The sequence below is a fragment of the Methylobacterium sp. R2-1 genome (assembly GCF_014191355.1).
Lineage (GTDB): Bacteria > Pseudomonadota > Alphaproteobacteria > Rhizobiales > Beijerinckiaceae > Methylobacterium.
In genome coordinates this window covers 1-5392 of record NZ_JACHWM010000038.1, presented here as the reverse complement: position 1 = coordinate 5392, position 5392 = coordinate 1, and the positions used below count along the sequence as shown (strand labels likewise).

Annotated in this window: 10 protein-coding genes and 1 pseudogene; 1 reads left to right on the top strand and 10 read right to left on the bottom strand. The window is 66.1% G+C overall.

Annotation, left to right across the window (positions count from 1 at the left end; all coding sequences use genetic code 11):
• Positions 1-131 precede the first annotated feature (131 nt).
• Positions 132-479, top strand: a complete 348-nt coding sequence (locus tag FHU13_RS27190; RefSeq protein WP_183438936.1) for a hypothetical protein — start codon at positions 132-134, stop codon at positions 477-479.
• 16 nt (positions 480-495) lie between these two features.
• On the opposite strand, the gene FHU13_RS27185 is transcribed toward FHU13_RS27190, so the two are convergent.
• The 10 genes and pseudogenes from FHU13_RS27185 to FHU13_RS27145 form a co-directional block, all read right to left on the bottom strand.
• Positions 496-651, bottom strand: a complete 156-nt coding sequence (locus tag FHU13_RS27185) for a hypothetical protein (RefSeq protein WP_183438935.1) — start codon at positions 649-651, stop codon at positions 496-498.
• Between the two features lie 256 nt (positions 652-907).
• Positions 908-1282, bottom strand: a complete 375-nt coding sequence (locus FHU13_RS27180; RefSeq protein WP_183438934.1) for a hypothetical protein — start codon at positions 1280-1282, stop codon at positions 908-910.
• Positions 1282-1806, bottom strand: coding sequence for a hypothetical protein (locus tag FHU13_RS27175; protein ID WP_183438933.1), 525 nt, complete (start codon positions 1804-1806; stop codon positions 1282-1284). Before FHU13_RS27175 ends, FHU13_RS27180 begins: the two co-directional genes overlap by 1 nt.
• 13 nt (positions 1807-1819) lie before the next feature.
• Positions 1820-2386 (bottom strand): hypothetical protein, encoded by a 567-nt coding sequence (locus tag FHU13_RS27170; RefSeq protein ID WP_183438932.1) that lies wholly within the window; start codon positions 2384-2386, stop codon positions 1820-1822.
• 184 nt (positions 2387-2570) lie between these two features.
• Positions 2571-3140: a TIGR02594 family protein gene (locus tag FHU13_RS28165; protein ID WP_312889663.1), complete on the bottom strand. Its 570-nt coding sequence runs from the start codon at positions 3138-3140 to the stop codon at positions 2571-2573.
• A gap of 15 nt (positions 3141-3155) precedes the next feature.
• The gene (locus FHU13_RS28160) at positions 3156-3269 is read right to left on the bottom strand and encodes a peptidoglycan-binding domain-containing protein (protein WP_246714921.1); all 114 of its coding nucleotides are present in this window, start codon (positions 3267-3269) and stop codon (positions 3156-3158) included.
• A 67-nt stretch (positions 3270-3336) separates the two neighbouring features.
• The gene (locus tag FHU13_RS27160; RefSeq protein WP_183438931.1) at positions 3337-3639 is read right to left on the bottom strand and encodes a hypothetical protein; all 303 of its coding nucleotides are present in this window, start codon (positions 3637-3639) and stop codon (positions 3337-3339) included.
• A gap of 10 nt (positions 3640-3649) precedes the next feature.
• Positions 3650-4099 carry a hypothetical protein gene (locus FHU13_RS27155; RefSeq protein ID WP_183438930.1) on the bottom strand — a complete coding sequence of 150 codons (450 nt, stop codon included), beginning with the start codon at positions 4097-4099 and terminating at the stop codon, positions 3650-3652.
• Complete coding sequence (locus FHU13_RS27150) at positions 4099-4815, bottom strand: hypothetical protein (RefSeq protein ID WP_183438929.1); 717 nt, start codon at positions 4813-4815, stop codon at positions 4099-4101. The genes FHU13_RS27155 and FHU13_RS27150 overlap by 1 nt, the downstream gene beginning before the upstream one ends.
• 166 nt (positions 4816-4981) lie before the next feature.
• A pseudogene (locus tag FHU13_RS27145) lies at positions 4982-5392 on the bottom strand (hypothetical protein); the annotation flags it as partial.

The following is a 5392-nucleotide window of genomic DNA, read 5'->3' as shown; positions in this document are numbered from 1 at the left end:
CAGGATGGGAACGCTTTGAGGGCTATCGGCCGCAGGCGGCGGAACGCGCTGACGAGTGCGTGCCGATGCGCAAAGTCATCGTCCGCTAGGGGTGGGGAACAGACATTGCGGAGCTGGAGCATGGCAGGTCGATGAACTCGGAGACTGCCAAGCTGCCTCGCGAGCAAAGCTATCCGCTCAAGCCGTCAATTTTGGAGGCTGCGCTCAAAACTGCGCGTGTCAGCATCGACACACATTTGGTCCGCAGGCCGGGCAAGATCTTCAGTGCCGACTTTTGGCCGCCAAACCCGAACGTCCCTTATGAGCGCCTGTACGTCCGCATCGGCTCGGTGCCAGCCGAACAAGCACAGGCCGCGCGGGACCGGTTCGAACGCGCGGTCGTACCGGCGCTGGTTGCGTGGATCGGCAACATACTCGCCCTAGACCCGCAATCACCCATTCGGCGCGAGAAGCAGCACCTCAGTCTGAATGAGTTCTGATGCCCGCTCAGGGTGGTTAGCGGTTATTGGGTGTGCCGTCAGTCTCCCACAGGACCGCGTCGATCAAAGGGTCAACTATGCGGACGACCTCGTCGGTGAAGAACAGATCAATGGTTGATCCATCTACCATTGGTGAAATATTGCTGGTGATGTGCTCGTAGTCGTCACCCATGTCATCGCCCCAAGCAATGTTGAAAACTTCCAACGAGCGCGGGCCGGAGAGTTCAACTCTCGTCTTCTGTCCATCCCGAGCCGTCAGAAGTGGAGCGATGCGTCGGCAGTGAGTGGGTGAAGGTTTCTCCATAAGTTGAGTTTAGCGGTGTTGCCAACGTCCGCAACGGGTCGGAAGCGGCTTCCTGCGATCAGATGCCAAGCGTCAGTCTGAATCACCGGCATAGCCGCCGGGGTTACCGCGACGAAGGAGCGAGTCACGACCGGTCCCGATCATGATGCGCCCGGTTCTCGATCGCCTGCTCGCGCTCGATCAGGCCGAGGAGTTCCGTCTGCCGCTTCGCCTCCTCGCGGATGACGCGGACGCACTCCGCAATGCGGCCGGTGTCCTCTGTCTGGCGGCGGGCGAGATCGCGCAGCTCCCGCATCAGATCGATCGCCTCGCGCGGCCCGTGCAGGAAGGGTGGCGGCACGTCGGCGAGGCTGGCCGGCGCAGGCGGCGGCAGGTGCTCGCGGTCGCCCCGCGCCCGCGTCACCATCCAGCCGATCAGCATCATGGTGCAGCCGCCGACGAAGACCTGGAGGAACTGCTGCGTTGCGATCACGTCCTTGAGGAAGGTGAGCCAGTCCATCAGCCCCGAACCTCCTCAAGTGCCGCCAGAGCCTTGCCGATCCGGCTCCGGCGCGACACGCCGTCCAGCACGGCGATGTAGACGGAAATCGCCTCGAACCCGGCGAGCGTCCCGAACACCGGGATGACGAAGCTCGGTGCGTGCGCCACGCAGAAGGCGTCGTAGACCAGGGCGAAGCTGAACTGCCCCATGATGACGCAGCCGACACCGGCACCGAAGGCGCGAGCATAAGCCCCTTTCGGGCCGGTGCGGACGTTGTTGATGTAGCCGTTGAGGAACAGCGCCATGATGCGGACGCTTCCGGCACAGCCGAAGATCAGCGCCATGTTGGCTTCGCTGAACCCCATCTCGGCGATCGGCTTCAGCGCGTTGCGCTCCATGGTGTCACCCGGCATGGCGAGGGTGAAGGCGATCAGCACCATCATCGTCGCCATGCACCACTCGAACAGGCGGTAGGTGCTGTAGGGGCCGGCGGAGTGCATCGGCAGGAGCGGCCGGCGCGCGGCGCCGTTACGGTCGGGCATGCGCCCCTCCTGCTTATCCTCGGGCCATCCGGTCCGCGTCGCGCAGCTCGTCGGAGGAGGGAGGCGCAAAGCCGCCGATCCGATCGAGCGCCGGGATGAGTACGGCCTGCTCGCTGGCGTGCTCGTCGAGATCGAGCTTGCGGAAGATCCGGGCCGCGATGCCGTCGGCACCGCCGGCCGCCTTGATGACCGCAGGCGGAGCGGTATCGATGACGTACTGCGTGCCCTTGGCGATGACCGGCACCGCCACATTGACCGAAAGGGTCTTGCCCTTGGCCGCGCCGTTCACCGCGTTGAGGCCGAAGCCGACGCCTGCCTCGAGCATCATCTCGACGCGCCGCTGCGTCAGGAACAGAGCCGCCCATGGATAGACCTTGCGGATGGCCTGGATGATGTAGGCCGCGATGATCGGCAGGAGGATGGTGAGGATCGGCTCGCGCAGGGAAACGGCGAGCGCGACGAGCCAGTCGCCCCACGGGATCAGCACGGGCTTGTCGCCGACGGTGGCGACCTCGGCGGCGAGAGCGGGAGACGCGGCACAGGCGAGCGCCAGCGCCGCGAGCAGAAGCACACGGGTCATGATGATGGTCCTGATGGAGGGGATGCGCGGCGGGCCCGGCCGGCTCGGGAAATATTATTCAACCAGATGTTGATTTGACGACTTGAATGCAGAACTGCAGTTTATTAGAGTGATCTCGCTGCGCTGATCCTGTCTGGCCAGCATCCGGCGGACCGCGACGCCCCCGCTAAGCGGTCCGCCGCGATCACGCTTCACTCACACCCGAGCGCGCCCCCGCGATCGTCGTCGGCAGCGTGTGCCGCGCAGGCAGCGGCATGTCAGCCGGCCAGCGGAACGCGGTGATCTCGGAGCGCTTGAAGGATGCCACGTTGACGGCATCCGCCTGATTGCCGCCCAGGCCGAACACCTGATCCTTGTTGGCGCCGACGACGAGGAAGACGTGCCCCTGCCACGCGCTATTGCCGCGCTTCTTCGTGGCGATGCAGCCAAGCGCCGGCTCCTTCAACCCGACGCCCCACGGCTCGTAGGACCGCGCCGCGAGGCTGCCGGAAGGCTTATGACCGGCTCGGTTCAGGACCGCGCCAACCAGCGCGGCGCACCAGGCGGTGCTGTCGGTCTTGATGCCGGGGAAGCCTGCATCGGCGAACAGCTTCACTACCTCGGGATTGTTCTTGGTGCCTGGGGCTTCCTTCAGGCCGTTCAGCGCCTCGGCCAGCACGAGCCAGCCCGGCTTCTCGGGTGCCTCACGCCGCTCGCTGATGTCGGCCTTCTGCAGGGCGGCCTGCGTCTTCGGCCCAGCGATGCCATCAGGCACCAGGCCGGCAGCGCGCTAGAAGGCGGTCACGGCCGCGATGGTGAGCGGCCCGGCATCGCCGTCCGCGCCGCTCCTTCCGAGGTCATAGCCGCGCGCGATCAGAGCGCGCTGGATCTCAGCGACGTCCATGGTAGTGTTCTCCGATGTGAGGGGGTCGTTTGAGGCTCGGGCCGGGTGGCGCAGCGAGCAGGTCGGGTCAGGCGCGTTCGAGGTTCGCAGTCTGCACCGGGAACTGGATCGTCATGCCGGTGGCGTTCACGCCCATCAGCGTCGTGAGCTGCTGGAACTCCGGATCGCACAGCATCACCGTGCCGACGTCGCCGATCATGAACTCGGGCGGGATGCCGTCGCGCCGGGTGATGCGCACCCGGTCGCCGAACTTGAACGGCGCGGCCTCCATCCGCCGCAGGAACTCGGCGTGCACGTGATCGGCGATCTGCTCGGGCGTCTCGAGCGTCTTCGTTTCCGTCGTCGTGACGGTCTTGGTCAGCGTCAGCATGGACGGCTCCTCACAGGGCGGATGCACGTGCCCACAGCGCATCGAGCGCCGCGGCGTCGTAGGGTTGGCCGGTCTCGGGGTTGGTCAGGAGCGCGCCGAGAACCTCCGTCAGAGGGTGGCTGCGCTCGAAGGTGGTGGCGCCGGCCAGCAGCATGTGCGCGCCGAAGCGCTGACCGCCCGTCTCGGGGATCTCTGCCAGCGCGTCGGACATTGCCTCTGGCAGGTCGCCGCGAGCGGCCCAGGCCAGCGCCTCGGCCTGCGTGATGATGCCGTCGAGGGCGAGCGCCTGCGCGAACTGCCGGTCCGAAATCACTTCGGCCTGCGCCTGCCACAGCGGCGTGGCGTCGGCCGCCTCGATCGTCCAGCCGTCCGGCACGGGAGGCGGCCGCTCGCCATCCCCCACCGTCAAGCAGGTGATCTTGCGGCCCTGATCGTCGCGGATTTGCACCAGGCTTGCCATCAGTCCAGTACCTCGAAGTCCAGCGAGAAGAGGATGCTCGTAAGGGGATTGGCGCCGGCGCTGGCCTCGACTTTGATCGACCAGCGATCGGCGGCCGCGAAAATCGCCGAGTTGACGAGATCCTGCGCTTGATTGCTTCCTGCACCGGAAATCGTGCAGGTCAGGGCGGTGTCGGTGAACAGATTTTGGAGGGTGAACTTCCAAAACTGATCCGTGCCCGGAACGCCCGGCGAAACGACTCGGAGATTGCGGAAGCGCCCCCGCCGTCCGGCCCCGACGTAAACGAGGCTCGCCGCGGTCTGCAAAAGCCCGTGCGTGAAATACCGCACCGTACCCGCCGTCACGGAGACAGGGCCGCTGTTTCCCGTGACAGGAACAACCGTCAGGAGCGCGCGCCCGTCCGCATGCTGGCCGAGCCGCACCCGCCAGTTGCCGGCCGAGTCCAACGTGACCAGCATCATGTCGCCCAGCAGCGTCGTGTAATTGGCCCCGCCCGGCAGAATGAGGCTCGTCGCGTTGTGCGTGAGCGTCACGGCATTGGCGAACCGCACGAGGCGGGTGAGGTTCTTTCCGGGGCCGAACGACAGGATGGCCGTCGAGCCGGTGATGACGACGCGCCCCGCCGGAGATGAGCCGAGATCGACGGTCGCGGCCGAGGCCATCGCGATCTCGTTCTGGCGGAAATCCACCGTCCCAGCCGAGAGGTCGACGCGCACCGCATCGATCGGCGTGGAGCCGTCGGGGAACGCCCGAAGCTCCATCACCTGTGTGTTGATCTGCGATCCGCCGGTGGGCGTGTAGCTATACTCGCGGTGGACGAGGTCGCCCCAGGTTCGGCCGGCGATGGCGAAGGCGATCCGCCCGAGCGCCGTGGAGGCGAGCTTATCGAGGACGATCTGCCGGGCGCCGGAATAGAGGTTGGTGGCCGGACCGAACAGGGTGGCAAGCGTCTGCAGCAGCGACAGGCTGGTGGCCGCGGCATAGCTGGCGTCGGTTCCGGTGGGTGATCGTGCGGACGTGGTGCTGGCCGTGGAAGAGCTTCGCTAGTTCCGGGTCGGCCTGGATGATGCCCCAGGCCTGCTTGTAGGCGATGTTGGCGATTTCCTTGGTCGGCGCGACGAGCAGCGCCTCGGCCAAGGGCCGCCGATTCACGATCAGCACCGTGACCATGATGGCCGCGGCACCGGACGACTTCGAGTTCTTCTTCGGGACGAGCCAGAAGAACTCCTGGATCATCCGCCGATTGGTCTCCGGATCGTATGAGCCGAAGATGGCCCGAACGATCGGCAGCAG